At 52.7% G+C, this 23,732-nt stretch carries 22 protein-coding genes; 5 read left to right on the forward strand and 17 right to left on the reverse strand.

The features are described 5' to 3' along the window. Nucleotides 1-213 precede the first annotated feature (213 nt). Nucleotides 214-1,266: a class I fructose-bisphosphate aldolase gene (gene fbaB, locus OGW44_RS11635; protein WP_016153672.1), complete on the forward strand. Its 1,053-nt coding sequence runs from the start codon at nucleotides 214-216 to the stop codon at nucleotides 1,264-1,266. A 22-nt stretch (nucleotides 1,267-1,288) separates the two neighbouring features. On the opposite strand, the gene yegS is transcribed toward fbaB, so the two are convergent. The 7 genes from yegS to OGW44_RS11670 form a co-directional block, all read right to left on the reverse strand. Further along, on the reverse strand, nucleotides 1,289-2,188 hold the full coding sequence (gene yegS, locus OGW44_RS11640) for a lipid kinase YegS (protein WP_046275436.1): 900 nt from the start codon (nucleotides 2,186-2,188) through the stop codon (nucleotides 1,289-1,291). A gap of 131 nt (nucleotides 2,189-2,319) precedes the next feature. Then, the gene (gene artJ, locus OGW44_RS11645; RefSeq protein WP_185654850.1) at nucleotides 2,320-3,051 is read right to left on the reverse strand and encodes an arginine ABC transporter substrate-binding protein ArtJ; all 732 of its coding nucleotides are present in this window, start codon (nucleotides 3,049-3,051) and stop codon (nucleotides 2,320-2,322) included. 246 nt (nucleotides 3,052-3,297) lie between these two features. Beyond that, nucleotides 3,298-3,966, reverse strand: coding sequence for an arginine ABC transporter permease ArtM (artM, locus tag OGW44_RS11650; protein WP_016153669.1), 669 nt, complete (start codon nucleotides 3,964-3,966; stop codon nucleotides 3,298-3,300). Further along, on the reverse strand, nucleotides 3,966-4,682 hold the full coding sequence (artQ, locus tag OGW44_RS11655; protein WP_016153668.1) for an arginine ABC transporter permease ArtQ: 717 nt from the start codon (nucleotides 4,680-4,682) through the stop codon (nucleotides 3,966-3,968). The genes artM and artQ overlap by 1 nt, the downstream gene beginning before the upstream one ends. Nucleotides 4,683-4,688: 6 nt before the next feature. After that, nucleotides 4,689-5,420 carry an arginine ABC transporter substrate-binding protein ArtI gene (artI, locus tag OGW44_RS11660; protein ID WP_003027298.1) on the reverse strand — a complete coding sequence of 244 codons (732 nt, stop codon included), beginning with the start codon at nucleotides 5,418-5,420 and terminating at the stop codon, nucleotides 4,689-4,691. A gap of 16 nt (nucleotides 5,421-5,436) precedes the next feature. Continuing rightward, a complete protein-coding gene (gene artP, locus OGW44_RS11665; RefSeq protein ID WP_016156950.1) occupies nucleotides 5,437-6,165 on the reverse strand; it encodes an arginine ABC transporter ATP-binding protein ArtP in 729 nt (242 codons plus the stop codon). A 225-nt stretch (nucleotides 6,166-6,390) separates the two neighbouring features. Then, nucleotides 6,391-6,906 carry a lipoprotein gene (locus tag OGW44_RS11670; protein WP_019077200.1) on the reverse strand — a complete coding sequence of 172 codons (516 nt, stop codon included), beginning with the start codon at nucleotides 6,904-6,906 and terminating at the stop codon, nucleotides 6,391-6,393. 251 nt (nucleotides 6,907-7,157) lie between these two features. Between OGW44_RS11670 and OGW44_RS11675 the strand changes: the two genes are divergently transcribed. Together OGW44_RS11675 and OGW44_RS11680 are read left to right on the forward strand one after the other, a co-directional pair. Beyond that, nucleotides 7,158-7,481, forward strand: a complete 324-nt coding sequence (locus OGW44_RS11675; RefSeq protein WP_001160725.1) for a heavy metal-binding domain-containing protein — start codon at nucleotides 7,158-7,160, stop codon at nucleotides 7,479-7,481. Continuing rightward, the gene (locus tag OGW44_RS11680; RefSeq protein ID WP_065554093.1) at nucleotides 7,478-8,308 is read left to right on the forward strand and encodes an N-acetylmuramoyl-L-alanine amidase; all 831 of its coding nucleotides are present in this window, start codon (nucleotides 7,478-7,480) and stop codon (nucleotides 8,306-8,308) included. Before OGW44_RS11675 ends, OGW44_RS11680 begins: the two co-directional genes overlap by 4 nt. Here the strand turns inward: OGW44_RS11680 and OGW44_RS11685 are convergent. From OGW44_RS11685 to poxB, 4 genes are all read right to left on the reverse strand, one after another. Next, nucleotides 8,305-9,318: a 3-beta-hydroxysteroid dehydrogenase gene (locus tag OGW44_RS11685; protein WP_016153664.1), complete on the reverse strand. Its 1,014-nt coding sequence runs from the start codon at nucleotides 9,316-9,318 to the stop codon at nucleotides 8,305-8,307. The two genes, OGW44_RS11680 and OGW44_RS11685, sit on opposite strands and share 4 nt — an antisense overlap. Before the next feature lie 94 nt (nucleotides 9,319-9,412). Beyond that, a complete protein-coding gene (locus tag OGW44_RS11690) occupies nucleotides 9,413-10,846 on the reverse strand; it encodes an SDR family oxidoreductase (protein ID WP_185654849.1) in 1,434 nt (477 codons plus the stop codon). A gap of 10 nt (nucleotides 10,847-10,856) precedes the next feature. Beyond that, entirely contained in the window at nucleotides 10,857-11,858 is a 1,002-nt protein-coding gene (gene ltaE / locus OGW44_RS11695) for a low-specificity L-threonine aldolase (RefSeq protein WP_115190453.1), read from the reverse strand. Nucleotides 11,859-11,894: 36 nt separating this feature from the next. After that, entirely contained in the window at nucleotides 11,895-13,613 is a 1,719-nt protein-coding gene (gene poxB, locus OGW44_RS11700) for a ubiquinone-dependent pyruvate dehydrogenase (protein WP_049042460.1), read from the reverse strand. Between the two features lie 152 nt (nucleotides 13,614-13,765). On the opposite strand from poxB, the gene OGW44_RS11705 reads away from it, so the two are divergent. After that, nucleotides 13,766-14,200, forward strand: a complete 435-nt coding sequence (locus tag OGW44_RS11705) for a DoxX family protein (protein ID WP_016156945.1) — start codon at nucleotides 13,766-13,768, stop codon at nucleotides 14,198-14,200. A gap of 70 nt (nucleotides 14,201-14,270) precedes the next feature. Here the strand turns inward: OGW44_RS11705 and OGW44_RS11710 are convergent, their stop codons facing one another. From OGW44_RS11710 to aqpZ, 5 genes are all read right to left on the reverse strand, one after another. Further along, nucleotides 14,271-15,887: an FAD-NAD(P)-binding protein gene (locus tag OGW44_RS11710; protein WP_047414010.1), complete on the reverse strand. Its 1,617-nt coding sequence runs from the start codon at nucleotides 15,885-15,887 to the stop codon at nucleotides 14,271-14,273. A 201-nt stretch (nucleotides 15,888-16,088) separates the two neighbouring features. Further along, on the reverse strand, nucleotides 16,089-17,057 hold the full coding sequence (gene hcr / locus OGW44_RS11715) for an NADH oxidoreductase (protein ID WP_016156943.1): 969 nt from the start codon (nucleotides 17,055-17,057) through the stop codon (nucleotides 16,089-16,091). A gap of 10 nt (nucleotides 17,058-17,067) precedes the next feature. Further along, nucleotides 17,068-18,720 carry a hydroxylamine reductase gene (gene hcp / locus OGW44_RS11720; RefSeq protein ID WP_016156942.1) on the reverse strand — a complete coding sequence of 551 codons (1,653 nt, stop codon included), beginning with the start codon at nucleotides 18,718-18,720 and terminating at the stop codon, nucleotides 17,068-17,070. A 155-nt stretch (nucleotides 18,721-18,875) separates the two neighbouring features. Beyond that, nucleotides 18,876-19,775, reverse strand: coding sequence for a LysO family transporter (locus OGW44_RS11725; RefSeq protein ID WP_016156941.1), 900 nt, complete (start codon nucleotides 19,773-19,775; stop codon nucleotides 18,876-18,878). Nucleotides 19,776-19,917: 142 nt separating this feature from the next. After that, entirely contained in the window at nucleotides 19,918-20,613 is a 696-nt protein-coding gene (gene aqpZ / locus OGW44_RS11730) for an aquaporin Z (RefSeq protein WP_016156940.1), read from the reverse strand. Nucleotides 20,614-20,985: 372 nt separating this feature from the next. On the opposite strand from aqpZ, the gene OGW44_RS11735 reads away from it, so the two are divergent. Continuing rightward, nucleotides 20,986-22,644, forward strand: coding sequence for an ATP-dependent endonuclease (locus OGW44_RS11735; RefSeq protein WP_016153655.1), 1,659 nt, complete (start codon nucleotides 20,986-20,988; stop codon nucleotides 22,642-22,644). Here the strand turns inward: OGW44_RS11735 and OGW44_RS11740 are convergent. Beyond that, a complete protein-coding gene (locus tag OGW44_RS11740; protein ID WP_016156939.1) occupies nucleotides 22,641-23,591 on the reverse strand; it encodes a VirK/YbjX family protein in 951 nt (316 codons plus the stop codon). The genes OGW44_RS11735 and OGW44_RS11740 overlap by 4 nt on opposite strands. Nucleotides 23,592-23,732: the final 141 nt, after the last annotated feature.

Here is a 23,732-nt window from a genome sequence, read left to right on the forward strand (position 1 = left end):
TACCATTCGATAATACCTTTAAAATACCTTTGAGGTCTAAATTTGACCGCCTTAACATTATTTCTTCCTGAATCGAGCCAGCAGAAGTTGCTGAAAAGTGCGCTAAAGATGGAAAAAAAACGCAGTCGGTACCAGGCTTATTGCTGCCCGCAACAAAGCGGGTCAGGACAATCCACATTCCGGTTTCAAATCGGAACTTACGGGAGCATAGCTATGACTGATATTGCGCAGTTGCTTGGCAAAGATGCCGACAACCTTTTACAGCATCGTTGTATGACCATTCCTTCTGACCAACTTTACCTGCCTGGACATGATTACGTCGATCGCGTGATGGTGGATAACAACCGTCCGCCAGCGGTGCTGCGTAATATGCAAACGCTGTATAACACGGGCCGACTGGCTGGGACAGGTTATCTGTCAATTCTACCGGTGGATCAGGGCGTGGAACACTCCGCGGGGGCATCGTTTGCGGCTAACCCGCTGTACTTTGATCCGAAGAATATTGTGGAACTGGCTATCGAAGCAGGGTGTAACTGCGTGGCATCGACCTATGGCGTGCTGGCTTCCGTCTCCCGTCGCTACGCGCACCGCATTCCGTTTCTTGTAAAAATTAACCACAACGAAACGCTGAGCTACCCCAATACGTTTGACCAGACGCTGTATGCCAGCGTAGAACAGGCATTCAATATGGGCGCGGTTGCGGTAGGGGCAACCATCTATTTCGGTTCAGAGGAGTCCCGTCGCCAGATTGAAGAGATTTCTGCGGCGTTCGAGCGCGCTCATGAACTGGGGATGGTCACCGTGCTATGGGCGTATCTGCGTAACTCCGCGTTTAAAAAAGATGGCGTGGATTACCATGTTTCCGCCGATCTCACCGGGCAGGCTAACCATCTGGCAGCCACTATCGGGGCGGATATCGTTAAGCAGAAAATGGCGGAAAATAACGGCGGGTATAAAGCAGTCAACTTTGGCTACACCGACGATCGCGTTTACAGCAAGCTGACCAGCGACAACCCAATTGATCTGGTGCGTTATCAACTGGCGAACTGCTATATGGGGCGCGCCGGATTAATTAACTCTGGCGGTGCGGCTGGCGGCGAAACCGATCTGAGCGATGCGGTACGTACGGCGGTGATTAACAAACGTGCTGGCGGCATGGGGCTGATTCTTGGACGAAAAGCATTCAAGAAAACCATGGCTGACGGCGTTAAGCTGATTAACGCCGTGCAGGATGTTTATCTGGACAGCAAAGTCACCATTGCCTGATCCCAGTTGGGGTGTCGTCGTGTTAACGCAGTAGCGGACAACCCGGCGGCAGTCTGCAACGTAGCGCTGCGGGCAGGATTTCAATATGAAATTCTTGTCCGCTAAGCGGTTCGCCATCGAGATTAAACGTAATTTCATGCGGGGCGCGGATATCAAACCACGATGATGCGCCTTCGATGATGTTAGGGTTGTCTTCGGATTGCGTGAGCGCCGAAAGCAGCCCTGGCAGCAGCTCTTCGCCGGTAAAAATACGCAGTTGCAGCAGACCATCGTTGATCAGCGCCGTTGGGCAAAGCTGTTGCCCACCACCGGCCTGACGACCATTACCGATACCAATGACCAGCGCCTTACCCTGCCAGTGAAAATCTTCCCCACGAATGTCGCAGATGTCGGGTTTGAGCGTATCCATGCGCATTAATCCGTGAATAAAGTACGATACGCCACCTAATGCGGCCTTGAGTTTTTCTGGCGTCTCGCTGGTGATGCGTGTGCCGAAGCCGCCGGTCGCCATATTGATAAAACAGGTTTTATCATTGACCTGAACCATATCGATATCAGTCGCATTTCCGGCGATAGCCAGTTTTAACGCCTTATCAAGGGCGTCGGGTATGCCTACGCTGGTTGCAAAATCATTCGCCGTTCCCAACGGTAAAATACCTAGCGCCGGGATATTGCCGCCCTGCGACTGGATCAGCGCCGTCGAGACTTCGTTAATTGTGCCGTCGCCGCCGCCGGCAATCACCGTTGCAACACCTAACTGGCGAGCTTCATCAACGTAGCGTTGGGCGTCGCCTTTTTCCCAGGTAACGCGAACATGGATTTCCACGCCTTCATCGCGTAGCTCTGCAATGACATCACGCAGGGGAAGATTATCAGCACTTTTTCCGTTGAGGATCAGTAAACTGGCAGGGAACGCTATCATCCGTTTGCCTCACTTTTTTTCGTTTTAACAAGTGTACGCCAGGAATGGGTTTATGGCGTAAGAACTGACTGAAAGCGAAGGCGAAGAGATAAAAAAAGCCGCAGAATGCGGCTTTTCAGATTGGGCAGACGTTACTGTGGGAACCACTGATCGCTGATTTTTTGGTACGTGCCGTCAGCTTTGATTGCGGCCAGCGCGCTATTCAGTTTTTCCAGCAGGGCTTTGTTATCCGGGCGAACCGCAATGCCAAGACCAGTACCGAAGTATTGTGTGTCGGTCACTTTGTCAGTGGCTACGCCTAACTGCGGGTTGGTTTTCAGCCACTCGTTAACCACGGCGGTATCGCCAAATACGCCATCAATACGACCATTTTTCAGGTCGATAATCGCATTCTGATAGCTGTCGTAGGCCACGGTTTTCACTTCAGGGTGTTTGTCCTGCAGGTATTTCTGGTGCGTGGTGCCGTTTTCCATGCCAATGCGTTTCCCTTTCAGGTCGGCAAAGGTTTTATAGGTGTCTTTTTTCGCAATCACCAGCGCGGAGTTTGCATAGTAAGGCTGAGTAAATGCCACCTGCTTGCTACGCTCAGGCGTGATGTCCATTCCGGAAATCACCGCATCATATTTTTTGAATTTCAGCGCGGGAATCAAGCTATCAAAAGCATGATTGGTGAAAGTACAGTCAGCCTGCATTTGTTTGCACAGTGCCGTTGCCAGGTCGATGTCAAAACCGACAATTTTATTGCTTGCATCCAGTGACTCAAATGGCGGATAAGTCGCTGATACACCGAAACTAATTTTATCAGCAGCTGAGGCGCCTGCGGCGAAAGTAGCAAGTAATGCGGCCAGTACTAACTTTTTCATGGTGGAACTCCCGTCTGTCAATCTTATGATTATTTACCGTGTCTGCGGCGTGAATTAACAATGCCATTTAATGAATTTATATGCAATAAAAATGATTAGTTATTTTTAAAGATATAAAAAAAGACGGACAATTTAGGTTGTTGTCCGTCTTTTTTATTTTGGCTTTATGCATATTCACCGGAGAGTGTACAACGGAAGATGAATCGTAGCCTGATAAGCGTAGCGCCATCAGACATAAAAACCGATTTAATTCCGGTGTTCAAACGCCAGCGCTTTACGTTCGATCAAGCGCATCATCAGCGTCAGCAAACCGTTGACGATCAGGTAAATCACACCCGCCGCGCCGAAAACCATGACGTCATAAGTGCGACCATACAGCAGCTGACTATAGCCCATGACTTCCATCAGCGTGATGGTGTATGCCAGTGAGGTACTTTTAAACACCAGCACCACTTCGTTAGAATACGAGGAGAGGGCGCGTTTAAAGGCGTACGGCAACAGAATCGCCAGCGTATCCTTCTTACTCATCCCCAACGCTCCACAGGACTGCCACTGGCCTTCCGGGATTGCGCGGATAGCACCGTAGAACAGCTGGGTGGTATAAGCCGCACTGTTTAACGATAGCGCAATTAAGGCGCACAGCCACGGTTCAGAGAGCAGGTGCCACAGTACCGGATACTCCTGTAGCGTCGGGAACTGCCCTGGCCCGTAGTAGATCAGGAAGATTTGCACCAGCAGCGGAGTACCGGTAAACAACGTGATATAGGCGCGAACCAACCAGACCACAATCGGCGTTTTTAGCGTCAGGATGACGGTGAAAACCAGCGCCAGCACCAGAGCAACTACGATGGAGGCGACCGTCAGCGTCAGGCTGGTATGCAGCCCTTTTAACAATTCAGGTAAATACTCAAGCATCAGCCTGGTCTCCGCTCAAATCGTGTCGCGCGCAGGTCAATGCGTTTGAGAATGTACTGACTCACCAGCGTAATCACCAGGTAAATAGCCGCCGCCACAATGTACCAGGTAAACGGCTCCTGGGTACGGGTGGCAATGCTTTTGGTTTGCAGCATCAGATCGTTCACGCTGATAAGGCTGACCAGCGCGGTATCTTTCAGCAATACCAGCCACTGGTTACCCAGTCCCGGCAGAGCGTGGCGCCACATCTGCGGCATCACCAGGCGGAAGAAGATCGCGGCTTTAGACAAACCCAACGCCTGACCTGATTCCCATTGTCCGAGTGGTACGGCCTTCAGCGCGCCACGCAGCGTTTGCGACGCGTAAGCCGCATACAGCAATGACAGCGCAATCACACCGCACAGGAACGGGCTGACGTCAAAGTTTTCGATCTGCATCTGAACCGGGATTTGTACAAACCCGAGATTGATCGTAAAGCCATCGGCCAGCGTCAGCAGCAGCTGTGAAGAGCCGAAATAGATGAACAGAACCACCAGAATTTCCGGCAGACCACGCAGGATGGTGACCAGAGCTGAACCCGTCCATGCCACTGGACGCCATTTTACTGACTCCCAGACGGCAAAAAACATGGCGAGCGCGAGGCCAATAATCAGCGCACAAACGGCAAGGCCGACGGTCATCCCGGCGGCGCTTGCTAAAGGAAAAAATTCATTCATCAAGTATTACTTCTGGAACCATTTGTTGTAGATGGTCTCGTAAGTCCCATCTTTCTTCACTTTTTCCAGCGCAGCGTTAAATTTCTGCTGCAGCTCGGTATTGCCCTGGCGCACAGCGATGCCCAGACCCGTACCGAAGTAATCTTTATCCGTCACTTTGTCGCCAACAGCGGCCAGCTTTGGATTGTCTTTCAGCCATTCGGTCACCACTGCGGTATCACCAAATACGCCGTCAATACGACCATTTTGCAGATCGAGTTTGGCATTCTGGTAGCTGTCATACGGTACGGTGGTCACTTCCGGATGTTTATCCATGATGAATTTCTGGTGCGTAGTACCGTTTTGTACACCGACTTTTTTGCCTTTCAACTGGTCAATGCTGGTGTATTTACCCTGTTGACCAACAAACAGGGCAGAGTTGTCGTAATACGGGGTGGTGAACAGAACCTGTTTTTCACGCTCTGGCGTGATGTCCATACCGGCCATCACCGCGTCAAAACGACGGAATTTCAGGCTCGGGATCAGGCTGTCGAAGGCCTGATTGGTGAAGGTACAGGTCGCGTCAATCTCTTTACACAGCGCATTCGCCAGATCAACGTCAAACCCTACGATTTTGTTATTCGCATCAATAGATTCAAACGGAGGATAAGACGCTTCGGTGGCGAAACGGATGGTTTGGGCTGCGGTAGCGGAAAGGCTAAAACCTGCGATTAGCGCGGCAATCAGAACTTTTTTCATTGTATTGTCCCGAATCTTAGTGAGAGAGATAGTTTTTAAACGCTTCGGTTTGCGGGTTGGCAAAGCAGCTCGCATCCCCAAACTCGACGATATGACCGTTTTCCATATACACCACACGGCTGGCCGTTTTACGTGCAACTTCCACTTCGTGGGTGACGATCACCTGAGTAATGTTAGTTTCCGCCAGTTCACGAATGATGCTGACGATTTGGGCAGTAATTTCCGGATCAAGCGCTGCGGTAGGTTCATCAAACAGCAGCACCTGCGGCTCCATCATCAACGCACGGGCAATGGCCACACGCTGTTGCTGGCCACCGGAGAGATGCAGTGGGTAGCGATCGCTGTACGGCTTCAGGCGCAGACGTTCCAGCAATTTTTCGGCACGCGCCAGCGCTTGATCTTTTGTCAGACCCAGTACGCGGCAGGGCGCTTCAATCAGATTCTGCACAACCGTGAGATGCGGCCAAAGGTTGTATTGCTGGAAGACCATGCCCACGTTCTGACGCAGCTCCCGAATGGCTTTGTCTGATGGGGTCTTCGTGAAGTCGAAACGGTTTCCCGCAATAGAGAGTGTGCCCGAGCGCGGCATCTCAAGCAGGTTGAGTACGCGCAGCAGCGAGCTTTTCCCGGCTCCACTTGGGCCAAGTAACACCAGTGTTTCACCCTGAGGGCAATCCAGCGTGATATCGAACAGCGCCTGATGTGCGCCGTAGAAGCAGTTAATGCCGTTTAATTGAATACTCATTGACACTCGATACTGGCAGTCTGATAGCTATTGAAGCCGCAGATACTACCTTTGACAGAATAGTTATGCAATATTTATGCGTTAAAAGTTAAATGCAAACCGCATTCTTATCTAAACATAGCACAAAATAGCGGGGCCACCAGTGGGCAAGAATAATTGTCGGCATTCTATGCAGAATGCCAGACAATTTATGGGGGTTATGATTCAGGCGGGTGAATGGGGCGGTTAGCGGTTTTCGACAGACTGGCGCAGCGTCCCGGCTGGCGCGTGTACGCTGCCGCCCAGATAGCGGACATCGTCAATTACCCAGCACTGGCCTTCGCGGATCATCAGCACTTCATCACGCCAGCTTTGGTCACCCTGTTTAAGCTCTACGCGCAGCGGAATGTTGCGTGCATCACTATTCGGAATGGTCGATGCGCTGGCGACGCTGGCACTGTCCGGTAACGTAGCGCGACTAGAGAACGGATCGCTGTTAAACAGATCGCGATGCGCGTTATCACGGCTGGCATCGTTCAGCAGTTTCGCCAGGTTGTCGCTGAGGTACGGACGAAGGGGAGTAATGTCATTGTTTCGGTGCTGAATACGGTAATCATAGAATTGTTGAGCCACGCTGTCTGGCCCGCCTTCTACGCAAGAGCCGCTACGCGTGCCGTTATCTTTGTAGGCCGGCGTTACGGTAGTACAGGCGCTGAGAAGTAGTGCACATGGAACCAGCAGAGAGAGTTTCGAGTAGCGCATAATGATTTCCTTATTAGCTTTCTACTATTAGTGTTCTACGTTGATTTACATGTCATACTTCAAGTTGCTTGTGCGTTGGCTACGTGCGTTCACCCCAGTCACATAGTTATCTATGCTCCTGGGGATTCACTCTCTTGCCGCCTTCCTGCAACTCGAATTATTTTGTGTAAAGAATATATCCTTTCAATGATAGTGGATCGGTTCGATAATGCTTTTGAGATCGTGCTCTTAGCGCAAAAAGGAGATTAACCATGCAGTTTTCGACTACCCCTACGCTGGAAGGGCAGAGCATCGTGGAATACTGCGGTGTTGTGACTGGCGAAGCCATTTTAGGCGCGAATATCTTCCGCGATTTCTTCGCCGGCATTCGCGATATCGTCGGCGGTCGCTCCGGCGCGTATGAAAAAGAGCTGCGTAAAGCGCGTGAAATTGCTTTTCAGGAGCTTGGTGAACAGGCAAAAGCGCTCGGTGCTGATGCGGTAGTCGGTATCGATATCGATTACGAAACCGTGGGCAAAGACGGTAGCATGCTGATGGTGAGCGTCAGCGGCACCGCGGTGAAAACTCGCCGATGAAGCGTTTGTTGTCTCTGCTGGCATTAACACTGCTGCTGGTAGGATGTGCTGGCGAAAAAGGGATTGTCGACAAAGACGGGTATCAGTTAGATACCCGTCGTCAGGCACAGGCTGCTTACCCGCGCATTAAAGTGCTGGTTATCCATTACACGGCCGATGATTTCGACTCTTCTCTGGCTACGCTGACCGATAAAAACGTCAGCTCGCACTATCTGATCCCGGCAGTGCCGCCGCTCTACCACGGCAAACCGCGTATCTGGCAACTGGTAGCGGAAAAAGATCTGGCCTGGCATGCGGGGATTAGCTTCTGGCGCGGCGCTACGCGAATTAACGATACCTCGATCGGCATTGAGCTGGAAAACCGCGGCTGGCAAAAATCGGCGGGCAGCAAGTATTTTGCGCCGTTTGAACCCGCGCAAATTCAGGCGTTAATCCCCTTGGCGAAAGATATTATTGCCCGTTATGACATAAAACCGCAGAACGTGGTGGCCCATGCGGATGTCGCACCGCAGCGCAAGGACGATCCAGGTCCACTGTTTCCATGGGAAGAACTGGCTGCGCAAGGAATTGGCGCGTGGCCGGATGCTCAGCGGGTGGCGTTTTATCTTGCCGGGCGAGCGCCCGATGCACCGGTAGAAACCTCATCATTGCTCGATCTGCTGTCGCGCTATGGTTATGAGGTAAAACCTGAAATGACGCCGCGTGAACAGCGGCGGGTGATTATGGCCTTCCAGATGCACTTCCGCCCGACCTTGTGGAACGGCGTGGCGGATGCAGAAACTCAGGCGATTGCCGAAGCGTTACTGGAGAAATACGGGCAGGGTTAACGCGGCAGCTTGCCGTGGTCACGCAGCCAGGCCGCGGTACGCTCAATCCCTTCATCCAGCGTCACAACGGGCTGATAACCTAATTCTTCCTGAGCGCGGGTGGTATCCAGCGTAAAGTCAAAATTCAGCTTCGAGACGCCGTAATGCGTAAGCTTTGGCTCTTTCGCCGATTTATTGCCTAACCGCTCCATGCTGCGGGCAATCATGTCCAGCATCGGGTAGGGTACGGAGCGGATACGACAATCAATATTTAGCTCGTCGATGAGTTTCTGCACAATACTGCGCAGGGTGCGATGCTCGCCGTTGGTAATGTTGTACGCACGACCCGACGGCAGATTATCGCAGGCTTGCTGACTTGCCAGCCACATCGCGTGCACCGCATTCTCGTAGTAGGTCATATCCACCAGCGCACTTCCGCCGTGCGGCAACAGAATGCTGCCGTAGTGGTACATCATATGGGCCAGGCGTGGGATAAAGACTTTATCGTGTGGTCCGAACAAGCTTTGCGGACGCAATACCGTAAAACGGGTCTGCGGGTTGGCCTGTGTCAGCAACGCAATCACATCTTCGCCAGCCGCTTTACTGCGGGCGAATTCATTGGCGAAGCGTTGGGGGCGGAAGTCCTCTTTGATATCGCGATGGTGGTGATAATCAAAATAGAGCGACGGTGATGAGATATGAATGAAGTTACGAACGCCCCAGGCCACGGCCCACTCGCCCAGACGGCGGGTTGCGCGAACGTTGGCCAGATCGAAGGCTTCCTGAGTTCCCCAGGGTGAGGTAAAACTGGAGCAGTGCCACAGCGTATCGATACCGGCGAGCATCACTTTTGCCTGCGAAGAGACCAGCTCGGTCAAATCGGCATGCACAAACTCTGCGCCCATTTTCTCCAGCAGCTTGCCCATCGCTTCGTTGCGACCGGTAGCTCTGACGCTGACGCCTTTGCTGCATAAAAACTCAACCGCGTTTCGGCCTAAGCCGCTGGTGGCTCCGGTAACCAGTACCTTCATATCAATCCACTGTGTTTAAAAAACGTCGTGCGCATTCTTCCGTGAATTTCGTCTGTATGCAATGGGAAACATGAAAGAATACAGGCTCTTTTTATCATGAGTCTGTGATTTGTTCTGCAAGTTTAGCAATACGCTTCGCCATCCCTCTGAAAATGAACAGATGCGCCGGGATCATTAGCAGCCAATAGAAAAGACCTGGCATGCCGTGCGGATGCCACCAGGCGCGGACATCAATGCGTCGGTGGTCGCCTTTATCTTCCAGCGTGAAGCTCAGACGACCCAATCCTGGCGCTTTCATCCCAAACAGCAGCGTCAGCTGTTTTTCTGGCTCAACGATGATAACTTTCCAGCTATCAACGGTATCGCCAACCTGCAACAGAGAGTGTTGCGGTCTGCCTTTCGCCAGCTTATGGCCGACCAGCAGGTCCAACGCCGCGCGCGTTTTCCATAAAATATTGCCAAAGAAATAGCCTTCTTTGCCGCCGAGGCGATTCACCACCTGCCACAGCGCCTGCCGACTGGCGGAGGTTTCAACGCTAAAGCCAGCTTGTTTAGCGAAATAGCCATATTCGGGGCGCCAGCGGGCAAATGCCTGCGCGTCGTAACCCCAGTCGCTGGAATTGACCAGCTTCTCTTCTTCTTTCAACGTGCTGCGCACCGCGTCATCAAAGGCAATCAGCTTTTGCGGGATCAGCGTGCGTAATTCGGTGTCATCGGCCAGCAGGTCGTGTTTTAACCCCTGTATCAGCGCTTTTGCCGTGGTCGGCGGCACTGACGTTATGACGTTCAAAAACCAGACCGAAATCCAGCGGGTAGGAAAGGGGACAGGGATGAGCAGGCGATGTTTACCGCTGACCGCCATAAAATGCTCGAACTGCTCCTGATAGCTCAATACCTGCGGCCCGGCGGCTTCGAGCACGCGGTGTTGGCGTGTAGGATGGTCCAACAACGCCACCAGGTAGTACATTAAATTCTCCAGCGCGATAGGTGTGGTACGCGAGCGCACCCAGCGCGGAGGGGTGAGTACCGGCAGGTTGTAGACCATGTCGCGCATCACTTCAAAGGCGGCAGAACCTGCCCCTACGATAATACCAGCGCGCAATTCGGTCATCGGCACGCCTGATTCGCGCAGGGTGTCCGCGGTTATCTGTCGCGCACGCAGATGATCGGATTGTTCATGCCGGGGAGCCTGTAATGAGCTCAGGAAAATAAGCTGTTTGACTGGCGTATCACGTAGCGCATCGCGCACGTTCATTGCTACCTGGCGCTCATGGGCGATAAAATCACCGCCTTCTCCCATGCCATGGACCAGGTAATAGACCGTATCAACGCCGGTCAGCAGCGGCGTTAGGTTATCTGGCCAATTCAAATCGACCTTATGGCAACTGACGTTGGCCAACTGCTGCTTTTCCAGTCGCTCGATGCGGCGTGCCGCAGCCAGCACCTGATGCCCTTGCTGACTGAGCACCTGTACCAGATGCTGACCAATGTAGCCACTGGCGCCAAGAACCAAAATCCGTTGCGGCACGCCCATCTCCTTAGCGGGTTAAAAAAGCGCGCCAGTGGGCGACGACTTCAGCAAGCTGTTCACGCGATACGTCCAGATGCATCACCAGACGCACAATCGGCGAGGCGTTAATCAGCACGCCTTGCGCTTTCATGTACTCGCCCAGTGCCGCAGCGTGTTCTTCGCCAACGCGGACAAACAGCATGTTGGTGTCGTGGCGCATGACGTCCGCTCCTGCTTCGCGCAGTTGTTCCGCCATCCAGGCGGCGTTGTCATGGTCTTCTTGTAAGCGCGACACGTTATTTTTCAGCGCATACAGTCCGGCCGCCGCCAGAATACCGGCCTGACGCATTCCGCCACCGGTCATTTTACGCCAGCGAATGGCGCGCTTGATGTACTCGTGGCTGCCGACCAGCAGTGAGCCTACCGGCGTTCCTAAACCTTTGGAAAGACAAATGGTGAATGAATCGCAGTATTGCGTGACATCTTTTAACTCACAGCCATAGGCGACGATGGCGTTAAAAATACGCGCGCCGTCGACATGCAGCGCAAGATTGCGCTCACGGGTAAATTCCCAGGCTTCTTTCAGATACACGCGTGGTAGCACTTTGCCGTTGTGGGTGTTTTCCAGGCTGAGCAGACGCGTGCGGGCAAAATGGATATCGTCCGCTTTGATTTTTGCCGCAACTTTGTCAAGCGGCAAAGTGCCATCCGGCATGGCGTCGATAGGTTGCGGTTGAATGCTGCCGAGTACCGCTGCGCCACCCGCTTCGTAGAGATAGTTATGCGCGCCCTGACCGGCGATATATTCTTCGCCGCGCTGACAATGGCTGAGGAGAGCCACCAGGTTCGCCTGAGTGCCTGTGGGTAAGAAAATTGCGGCTTCTTTACCAGCAAGCTCGGCTGCGTATTGCTGGAGGGCATTAACGGTAGGGTCATCACCGTAGACGTCGTCCCCGACCGGGGCGGCCATCATCTCTTCGAGCATGGCGCGACTTGGTCGGGTGACGGTATCACTGCGTAAATCAATCACGGGCATTCCTTTTTAAGTGAGGTAATGCCCTCTGTTTTACCTGAGCCAGTTAGTTTTCGCCAGTTCGATCACTTCATCACCGCGCCCGCTGATGATTGCGCGCAGCATATATAGGCTAAAACCTTTAGCTTGTTCGAGTTTGATCTGCGGCGGGATCGCCAGTTCTTCTTTCGCGACGACCACATCGACCAGCACCGGACCGTCAATCGACATCGCCCTTTGCAGCGCTTCATCAACCTCTGAGGATTTCTCCACGCGAATGCCTGTGATGCCGCAGGCCTCGGCAATCCGAGCGAAATTTGTATCGTGCAGTTCGGTGCCGTCGGTCAGATAACCGCCAGCTTTCATCTCCATCGCCACAAACCCCAACACGCTGTTGTTGAAGACAATAATCTTCACCGGCAGCTTCATTTGCACAACCGACAGAAAGTCGCCCATCAGCATGCTAAAACCGCCGTCACCGCACATTGCGACAACCTGACGTCCCGGTTCGGTCGCTTGCGCGCCGAGCGCCTGGGGCATGGAATTGGCCATCGACCCGTGGTTAAACGAACCGATCAGACGGCGTTTACCGTTCATTTTCAGATAACGTGCCGCCCACACCGTTGGCGTGCCTACGTCGCAGGTGAAGATGGCGTCGTCAGCGGCAAAATGGCTGATCTGCTGCGCCAGATACTGCGGATGAATGGCTTTATCGCTGGGTTTGGCTAAATCATCCAGCCCTTTACGCGCCTCACGATAGTGTTCCAGCGCTTTATCCAGGAACTGCCGATCGGTTTTTTCTTCCACCAGCGGCAGCAGGGTGCGGAGTGTGGATTTAATATCGCCTACCAGCGCCATATCAACTTTACTGTGCGCGCCAATGCTTGCCGGATTGATATCGATCTGAATAATCTTGGCGTCGGTGGGGTAGAACGGGCGATAGGGGAACTGGGTACCGAGCAGGATCAGCGTGTCGGCATTCATCATGGTATGGAAGCCGGATGAAAAGCCGATCAGCCCGGTCATGCCCACGTCGTAAGGGTTGTCGTACTCCACATGCTCTTTACCACGCAGGGCGTGCACAATCGGCGCTTTTATTTTAGCAGCAAACTCAACCAGTTCTTTATGCGCACCGGCGCAGCCACTGCCACACATCAGGGCGATATTGCTGGAGTAGCGTAGCAGTTGCGCTAGTTTTCTGAGCTCTTCTTCTTCCGGAGTGACCACCGGGAGCGGCGCATGATACCAGTGAGTGCTGGCGCTTTCAGGTGCTGGCTTCAGCGCAACGTCGCCGGGTAATACCACCACGGAGACGCCGCGGTTGAGCACCGCTTTACGCATGGCAATTGCCAGCACCTGTGGGATCTGTTCAGGGCTGGAAACCAGCTCGCAATAGTGGCTACATTCGCGAAACAACTCTTGCGGGTGGGTCTCCTGAAAATAACCGCTGCCTATCTCACTGGATGGAATGTGTGCAGCAATTGCCAGCACCGGGACGTGGTTGCGGTGGCAATCAAACAGGCCGTTAATCAGGTGCAGGTTGCCTGGCCCACACGAGCCTGCGCAGACGGCCAGTTCTCCCGTCAACTGCGCTTCAGCTCCCGCGGCGAAGGCCGCAACCTCTTCATGACGTGTTGGCATCCAGTCAATCGTTCCCATACGATTCAGACTGTCACTAAGGCCATTTAGCGAGTCACCCGTCACACCCCAAATGCGTTTAACGCCAGCTTGTTCGAGTGTTTTAGCAATAAAAGCGGCAACCGTTTGTTTCATGGTTTTCCTTCTCCTTTAATGTGATACCGGTTACAAGTTTAGATGAAGATAATAGTTATGCTTATCATTACCTCTTATTTCCGGCAGGTTTCATTAAGCCTGTATTAAGCGTAGTTTGTTATTGGTCATGGTGAAACAAGGAATAAATTCAAATGGTTATAAAACTATTAAATACAGTTAACCGGGTACTGACTCATGAAGATTTTGGCAAGTTTTTGTTACGTATTGCCGTGGGTGGATTAATGCTGTTTCATGGGCTGCATAAACTGTTCGCGGGTATTGATGGCATCAGTGGCATGCTGATAGCGAAAGGTTTTCCTGGCTTCATTGCGTATGGCGTTCTGCTGGGAGAGGTTGTGGCACCTTGCCTGATTATTCTTGGGATCCTGACGCGTCCGGCGGCGTTGGGGCTGGCGTTTACGATGGTGGTGGCATGGCTGATGGTCGGGATGGGTGAAACCTGGTCACTGGATAAAACCGGCGCATGGGCAATTGAAAGTCTGGTCTATTTCTTCATCGGCGCTCTGGCCGTGGCATTTTTGGGCGCGGGGCGTTTCTCCGTTGCTGGAAACTCGGCCTGGCGATAGTTTGCCATCCGAGAATCAAGACAGAGGCGGGACGCATTACCTATCTCCGCCTCGCCATGAAATCTGGCCGCTAATCCATCTCGTCACTGCTCCACAGTTTGTGCCGACGTTTCAGTGCTCGTTGCGTCAATGCCTTTGCCATCGCCGCACCTATTTCAGCGCTAACCACCAGCCCCTGAATAAAGGGACGGTCGTGCATCAACCACGGCAGTCCGCCAAAGGCGATGCGGTTGCGGGCGTTTTCCGGTGCTTGCAGCGTGTAATCTTCGCCGATATCCGGGATCTCATCGCCACAGGCCATCAGTTGATCGCGTAGCGTTGGGAACGGAATATCTTTGCTCTGCAATGCCCGTTGTCCTCGGGCGTCAATAAATACATCAAATTCACTGCGCTGACCGTGGTGGTAAATGACCGTCCTTTCCTGCTCATTTGTACGCTCATAATCCTTGCCGAGTGCGAGGATCTCAATCAGCCCGGCATCGTGCAGAGCCAGCAATCGGCGGATAGATTCAGACGGGATTGCCGCATAGTTATCAATAAAGACGCGCGCCAGTCCGTGCCTGAAACGTTTTTCGTCGCGAGCATCAAGATGAGGAACGATCTCTTCAATAACCTCGTGTAGGCGCAATAAGGTATAGCGCCAGGCGACGGTATGTTGTTCCTGCTTGTTGCGTTCAACCTCCACCAGGTTACGCCTCGCCCAGTCAAAAGGGTCATGCTTGAGCCTGTCGGCAAAATAGACCTCGGGGAATGTGTCGGCGTTAAGCGTTGCAAGTGCAACCTGTTGGCACCACCCTGGGGCCGCGTCTTGCAGTTGTTGCACAATAAGCCGGAAGATGCGGTCCAGTAATCCGTTTTGGCCCTCGGCAATGGCGTTTTCAATCGCTTCTTGCGTCGCGATATTCAGCGGTTCATAGGGAAGAGGGCAGTAAAAATCCGCTTCAGGCAGTACACCGCTGCGCGACATCAGGGTCAGCTTCAGGTTTTGGCTGTCGGGTTTACGCGTGAACTGCAGTGAACGGTCGGTATTGGTGGTGAAGGTACCATGCTGACTGACCACGGCCATCGCCGCGTCGATAGCGCTTAGCGAGGTGCCCAGAATACCCACCCTGCAAGCGCTAATCTGCGCCTCCATCAGGCCGGTCCACGGACTGGGGAAAAACTTGCGTGCCTGAGCATCAGTTTCTGGCCACAGATGACCGCTGGCGATAGCGGCGAAATCCACTTCGACGGGCTGTGACGCGTGATTGATCCACAGGGAGACCCCGGTCGGGTTTGCTTGCAGGTCGGTGACTTTACTTGATTCATATACGCGAATTGTGAACCCGGATCTTTGCGCTTTATCGACGATGGCTAAAAAACGATCGCGATAATAGTCGCCGAGGATCACGCGGGGCAAAAATTGCCGCTCATGCAACGATGTACGTTCAAGCCGAAACTGCGCCAGGTATTCATCGCTTTGATTCTGTAGCCACGTCAGATAACTGATATAAATCGGCGGGATCTCAATGCTGGCTATATTGGCCAGCATGTGGTCTGCGTTGTTGTCGCTGTTATAAGGCATGCCTACGCCAGCTTCCTCAGCTTGCTCATAAAGCTGTATCTCCAGCGGTTCACCGCGCTCAACGAGGGCATGAAACGTATAAATTCCGGTGGGACCTACGCCGACGATGGCCACTTTTTTCATGGGGATCCTTTGTAGAAAGTTCGACGTGGTAGTCGGGGTTTTGCTTAACCTGTGCCAGGTAAGTGTGGTCGATAATTCGCGGGAAGAGGGCGGTATTTTGCCTCGGAGGGTGAAAAAATCGGAATTTTGCAGCGTCTGACAGCATAAAAAAAGGCCACCCGATATAACCGGGTAGCCTTTTGCACATCAGATATCGGTCAATTACGCCAGCACTAAATCACCCTGCGGATGACAGGAGCAGGCCAGCACATAACCTTCAGCAATTTCTGCGTCGGTCAGCGTCATGGTGCTGCTGACCGTGTAGTTACCGTCAACCACTTTGGTTTTGCAGCAGCCGCAAACGCCCGCACGGCATGCGGCGACAACCGGCACTTTATTGCTTTCCAGCGCTTCCAGCAGCGTACTGCCTACCGGCGCATAAAACTCTTTTGCCGGCTGCAGTTTGGTGAACTTCAGACCGCTGGTGGCGGCTTCAGCTACCGGGGTGAAGAACTGCTCTTTAAAGAAGCGTGTCACGCCCAGCGCGTTGACTTCTTTCTCGACCAGATCCATATACGGAGCCGGGCCGCAGGTCATCACGGTGCGCGAAGCCAGGTCCGGTACGCTTTGCAGCAGTTCGGTGGTCAGTCGGCCGGAAACAAAACCGTCAGTGGCATTGTTTTCAGCAACTAAGGTCACCGGATACTCGCGCCATTCGTCGGCAAAAATGACATCTTGCGGTGAACGGACGTTAAAGATCACCTGCACATCTGCCTGTGGGCGGTATTTTGCCAACCAGCGACGCATTGACATGATTGGCGTGACGCCACAGCCAGCGGCCAGCATCAGGATCCTGTCTTCCGCTTTATCTTCACAGGTGAATTCACCCATTGCATCGGACAGCCAGATATAGTCGCCGCGCTTCACGTCGCGGGTTAACCACTGTGAGCCTGCGCCATCGTCAATGCGGCGGATGGTCAGCGTGATGTATTCGCTAACGCCCGGCGTTGAAGAGAGGGTGTAAGCACGCAGCGTGTCCGCTGAATTACGTACGCTGACCAGTGCATACTGCCCGGCGCGGTACGGATAATAGTCGTGGCACAGCAACGAAATTGTCCATACATCCGGCGTTTCCTGATGGATGTGATGAACCTGCATCCGCCATGGGCACTGATGAGTTGGCATTGTCATTCTTTACTCCTTACGCGCTCAGCAGTTGCTTCATGTCTTCTTCAACGGTGGTCACGGAACGCAGACCGAACTTCTCGTTGAGAACGGTCAGCAGGTCCGGCGTGAAGAAGCCAGGCGCAGTCGGGCCAGTGACGATGTTTTTCACACCCAGAGACAGCAGGGTCAGCAGAATGACAATCGCTTTCTGTTCGAACCAGGAGAGCACCAGAGACAGCGGCAGATCGTTCACGCCACAGCCCAGTTTCTCAGCCAGGGTTACTGCCAGGATGATGGCAGAGTATGCATCGTTACACTGACCTGCATCGACCAGACGCGGCAGGCCTTCGATATCGCCGAACTCCAGTTTGTTGAAACGGTATTTACCGCACGCCAGAGTCAGGATCAGGCAGTCGTCCGGCACGCTGGTGGCGAAGTCGGTGAAGTAGTTACGTTCGCCACGCGCGCCATCACAACCGCCAACCAGGAAGATGTGACGCAGTTTTTCGCGGCTTACCAGGTCGATCAGGGTATCAGCAGCGCCCAGTAGAGTCTGACGACCGAAACCAACGGTGATCAGGTGCGGAATTTCGCTGTATGGGAAGCCCGCCATCTGCTGAGCCTGAGCAATTACCGGAGCGAAGTTGTCGCCTTCGAGGTGGCTTACACCCGGCCAACCGACGATGCTACGAGTCCAGATACGGTCATCGTAGGCGCCAACGGTTGGGTCGATGATGCAGTTAGAGGTCATTACGATTGGGCCCGGGAAGCGGGCAAATTCAACCTGCTGATTCTGCCAGCCGCTGCCGTAGTTACCGATCAGGTGTTTGAACTTACGCAGTTCCGGGTAGCCGTGCGCCGGCAGCATTTCACCGTGGGTATAGACGTTAACGCCGGTACCTTCGGTCTGCTCCAGCAGGTTGTACAGATCTTTCAGGTCGTGACCGGAGATCAGGATGCACTTACCTTCGGTTGCTTTGACGTTGACCTGAGTTGGCGTCGGGTGGCCGTATTTAGTGGTTTCGCCAGCATCCAGAATGCTCATCACTTTGAAGTTCATCTGGCCGATTTCCATTGAGCACTCCAGCAGAGCGTTCATATCGGAAGGCCAGGTTCCCAGCCATGCCATGATTTTGTGGTACTGAGCGTAGATGTCGTTGTCGTACTGACCGAGAACGTGCGCGTGCTCCATGTAAGCTGCCGCACCTTTCAGGCCGTACAGGCACAGCAGACGCAGGCCGAGAATGTTCTCGCCGATGGCTGCTTTGTCTTTGTTCGGGGTAAATTCAGCGGCCTGACGTTGCAGGTCGCCCAGATCGTCGCTGACCAGTTGCAGATCGGCCATCGGGTTAGCGACCGCTGCGTTCGCGTCGATGTTCAGGCATTGCGCTTTCAGGGCGTCGCGCATGGCGATAGCTTCACGGGCATAGCCAACAATACGCGGGGAATCGAAGTTAACGTTGGTCAGCGTGGAGAAGAATGCACGCGGCGCAAAGTTATCAACCTCATGGTCGATGATGCCGTATTCACGTGCCTTAACAGCCCATGCAGACAGACCTTGTAGGGAAGCAATCAGCAGATCCTGCAAATCGGAGGTTTCAGCCGTTTTACCGCACATACCCTGCGCGTAAGAGCAGCCGTTTCCTGCCGGAGTACGGATGGTTTGTTCACATTGCACACAAAACATGGTCACACCTTTTAAAGTTATATTTAATATACATGTTTAAGGTTATGCCTGTGCGCGAAGGGATAAAAGGGATTTCTGCTACAACTTGCAGGGAGATTGATTTAGCGCAATTTTGGCGGTAGATGACTACCGCCAGAGAGGTATTTGTCCTGACTTCAGGCGGAGAAAAACGCCATCAGCAAAGGCACTAACAGACTCAGAATAAAGCCGTGGACGATGGCTGCCGGAACCATCTCCAGACCGCCGCTGCGTTGTAGCACCGGTAAGGTGAAATCCATTGATGTCGCGCCACATAGCCCCAGCGCGGTTGAGCGGCTGCGGCCCACCATTCCAGGAATCAACATAATGGCAATCAGCTCGCGGGCCAGGTCATTAAAGAAGGCGGCGCTACCAATCACCGGCCCGAAGGATTCGGTTAACAGAATACCGGACAGGGAATACCAGCCAAAACCTGATGCCATCGCCAGCGCGGTTTTCAGCGGCAGGCCGAGGATCAACGCATTGATAACCCCCGCCAGCATCGAACTGGCGACGACGACCACCGCAACAATCATCCCCCGGCGATTCAGCACAATTTGCTTTAAGGTCATACCGCTGTTGCGCAGTTGAATCCCGACCAGGAACAGTAAAAAGATTAACGTATATTCGCTGGCTTCGGTGGCGTGCTGCAGAATAGGAAGACCGGTGAGGCCGAGCAGAAAACCCACGACGACGACGCCACAAAGCTGGAGCGACTCAAGTGCCATCGCAATTCGCGAGGGTAGCTTTTCTTGCTTGTGGTTATGTCGCCAGGGCAGTGAACGCTCCAGCCAGAACAGCGCCGCAATATTACACAACAAAATGACCGTCACGCTGACCGCAGAATAATGAAGAATGGCTAACAGGTTGCTGGTGAGATTATCCAGAAACGCCAGGCTGATACCCATAAAAAAGAGAATAAGGTAGACGATCCAGCTCAACAGGCGATTGATGAGTTTTAATGCAGCCCTGTGCCGAAGCGGAATAAGGTAGCCCACAATAAGGGGAACCAGAATGATTAACAGCCCTGAAAACATGAAAACCAGATCCTTGCTGAGAGTAAGACGAAATGCGCCAGCACACACTACTCAATGCAAAGAAGGGAGTAAAGTTGCAAATAAAAGGAAATATAGCGGGAAAAAAAAGACCTGACTTGCGCCAGGCCTTTTTTGTTATCGATTAATCGCGTTTTTCCAGCAGAGTGCGGTAAATAAGACCGCCGAGGACCCCACCGATAATCGGCATAACCCAGAAGAACCACAATTGCTGTAATGCCCAGCCGCCCTGGAAGATGGCTACAGCGGTACTACGTGCCGGGTTAACGGAGGTGTTGGTAACCGGAATACTGATCAAGTGGATCAGGGTTAACGCCAGACCAATCGCAATGGGTGCAAAACCTACCGGAGCATGTTTATCGGTCGCACCGTGGATCACTAATAAGAAACCAGCGGTCAAAATAATTTCAATTACGACGGCAGACATCATTGAATAGCCGCCAGGTGAATGTTCACCAAAGCCGTTCGAGGCAAAACCACTGGCAGTTGCGTCAAAACCAGCTTTACCGCTGGCAATAAGATACAGTGCCGCTGCTGCAACAATACCGCCCACAACCTGAGCGATAACATAACCAATAACGTCTTTTGCCGGGAAGCGACCGCCCGCCCATAAACCGAAGGTCACCGCCGGGTTAAAGTGTCCGCCGGAAATATGACCTACGGCGAATGCCATGGTTAATACGGTCAAACCAAACGCCAGCGCGACACCGGCAAATCCAATACCCAACTCCGGGAATGCTGCGGCCAGAACTGCGCTACCGCACCCACCAAAGACGAGCCAAAACGTACCGAAGAATTCGGCTGCTAATTTCCTGAACATAACCACCTCAATAAAAAGTTCCGGGTTCGTGTTCCTTACCCGGTAATTCATCGCTAAAAGGGACGATGATGAAAGAGCCGGTATTTTAGAAAAAAACATCATCCCTTCGCCAGTTAAATTGATGAAAAAATTTGATTTAAGGCAATATGTTGTGATTCCTTTTTGAATATTGGATGAATGAAGCATAGTTCAATTAGCAAAACGGCGATGATTGAGTTCTGAAATAATATTCTGGAGAAAACATAAGAAGAATATTCTTATATTTTTTGATTTCTGCGACTAACCTCCTGATCATATCGGGTGTCCTGAGCGCCCGCTTGCCGTTATACTCCTGATAACTTGAAGGAAAAAGTTAGCATTTCCGGAGGCTATATGATTCTCGAACGCGTTGAGATTGTTGGATTTCGTGGTATTAACCGTCTGTCGTTGATGCTGGAGCAAAGCAACGTGCTGATTGGGGAGAACGCGTGGGGTAAGTCCAGTCTGCTGGATGCTTTAACCCTGTTGCTGTCGCCGGAAACTGATTTGTACCACTTTGACCGCGAAGATTTCTGGTTCCCGCCGGGCGATATTCAAGGCCGGGAACATCATCTGCATATCATCCTGACGTTTCGTGAGTCTCAACCGGGTCGCCACCGCGTGCGCAGGTATCGTCCTCTGGAAGCCAGCTGGACGCTGTGTCAGGATGGCTATCACCGCATTTTCTATCGGCTGGAAGGTGAATGTGCGGACGACGGTAGCGTTCTGACGTTACGCAGTTTTCTGGATGGCGAGGGCCATCAGCTTCCCCTCGACGACATTAACGATCAGGCGCGGCACCTCGTGCGTTTGATGCCAGTACTGCGCCTGCGCGACGCGCGTTTTATGCGACGGATCCGTAACGGGACGGTGCCGGATTCGGCGGATGTCGAAGTGACCGCGCGGCAACTGGATTTTCTGGCACGTGAACTGGCTACCCGACCGCAAAACCTGACAGATGGGCAGATACGTCAGGGGTTATCGGCCATGGTACAGCTATTGGAACACTATTTTTCTGAGCAGGGTTCCAGTCAGTCCCGCTATCGTCTGATGCGTCGACGTTCCAATAACGAACAACGTAGCTGGCGCTATCTGGATATTATCAACCGTATGATTGATAGGCCGGGCGGACGCACGCACCGCGTGATCTTGTTGGGATTGTTTTCGACGCTGTTACAGGCCAAAGGTACGCTGAGGCTCGATAAAGACGCCCGGCCGTTACTGTTGGTAGAAGATCCTGAAACGCGTTTACATCCGATTATGCTGTCGGTTGCCTGGCACCTGCTGAATTTGCTTCCTCTGCAACGGGTGGCGACCACCAACTCAGGTGAGTTACTGTCCCTCACCCCCGTGGAACATGTTGTCCGCCTGGTGCGTGAGTCCTCCCGCGTCGCCGCCTGGCGGCTTGGGCCAGGTGGGATCAGCGCAGAAGATGGTCGGCGTATTGCCTTTCATATTCGTTTTAACCGTGCATCGTCGTTGTTTGCCCGCTGTTGGCTGCTGGTGGAAGGCGAAACGGAAACCTGGGTCATTAACGAACTGGCCCGCCAGTGTGGGCACCACTTTGATGCGGAAGGTATCAAAGTCATTGAATTTGCCCAGTCCGGCCTTAAGCCGCTGGTTAAGTTCGCCCGCCGGATGGGTATCGAGTGGCATGTGCTGGTTGATGGTGATGAAGCCGGGAAAAAGTATGCCGCTACGGTGCGGAGTTTGTTGAATAACGACAGAGAAGAAGAGCGCGATCATTTAACCATGCTTCCCGCGCTGGACATGGAACACTTTATGTATCGCCAGGGGTTCGCTGACGTATTCCACAGGGTGGCGCAAATCCCCGAAAACGTGCCCATGAATATGCGCAAAATTATCTCGAAGGCGATTCACAGGTCGTCAAAACCAGATTTAGCCATTGAGGTGGCGATGGAAGCCGGGCGGCGCGGCGTTGACGCGGTGCCAACGCTGCTGCGAAAAATGTTTTCCCGCGTGCTGTGGTTGGCACGCGGCAGAGCGGATTAGTTGCGAAACATCGACGACAGCTGCGAGTGGATGCTGTCCAGTAACTGGTAGCGACGGCGGTATTCCGCGCGTTTTTTGCTGGCAATGTCCGCTTCGCTTTTTCGCGCCATTGTGCGTGGGATATGGTAATAGCCGTGACTGTCGCACTCACCGCCAACCGACTCCCAAAATGCGTTGTAGTCGGAAAGTATCACCTTGTTTTTATCGTGGTAACGCGGGCTGCGAAAGATATGCTGTTCATTGCTGACAGCCAGAATTTGTTTAATATTCAATTGTTCTGCAAAACAGCAAATGGCTTCCATCACAATACGTTTAGGGAAAATTCCGTAGCATGATTTGGTCGCTTTTTGAATTTCTTCATGTGGCAGTAATCGACTGCCTCCCTGTAACCCGCCAATAAACAGTGTGCTGCTTCCTTGATAATTGCACAGCGTAAACGTCATTTCCGCTAAAGTCTCGCCAGCGCTATTGCGTACCAGAATGGTACTTTCACCTTCTTTATCCAGTGAGATAAATGAGCCCAGTATTACGCTAAATATTTCGCTATTTTTGCCTTCAATTTGTGCCAGTTGTAATCCATCCGCACTTAAATAAGCTTTATATTCAGTGGCTGAAAAAGAGCTGCGGATAGCATTGTAATGAAAACGCACAGCATCCAGTTTCATTTTCCGATCAAGGTTTTGTGCGAGATAGGCGCGATGTAGGCGAACCGGCAGACGAGGCTGGCGTGCCAGTACGCTATCGAGATCAGGCCACTGCGCCAGTTCAGTCATCCATTCATGCATTAATCGTGGCATAAGCGCTGAGCGCAACAAAAACTTACGACGGAAGCTACGCTGATGCCAAAATTTTCCAGGGCGCCAATGTCCGGTCATCAGGCTACAAAAGAGGCTAAAACTTGTGGCGGGTTTTGAAGAATGAAAAGTGCTGTCAGTTAGCTGGCTCATAATAACAATCCGATGGATACTCTGGTACTAATTTCAACACAGCGGATCTTAACCATTCATCAATAACTCTGTTATTCTTGCGTTTTTCAACGGCTATTTATTTAACGTTGATGTTTACCACTCCACTCTGGTGGACGTATT

It is taken from the genome of Citrobacter sp. Cb023, from assembly GCF_030336805.1.
Lineage (GTDB): Bacteria > Pseudomonadota > Gammaproteobacteria > Enterobacterales > Enterobacteriaceae > Citrobacter > Citrobacter braakii.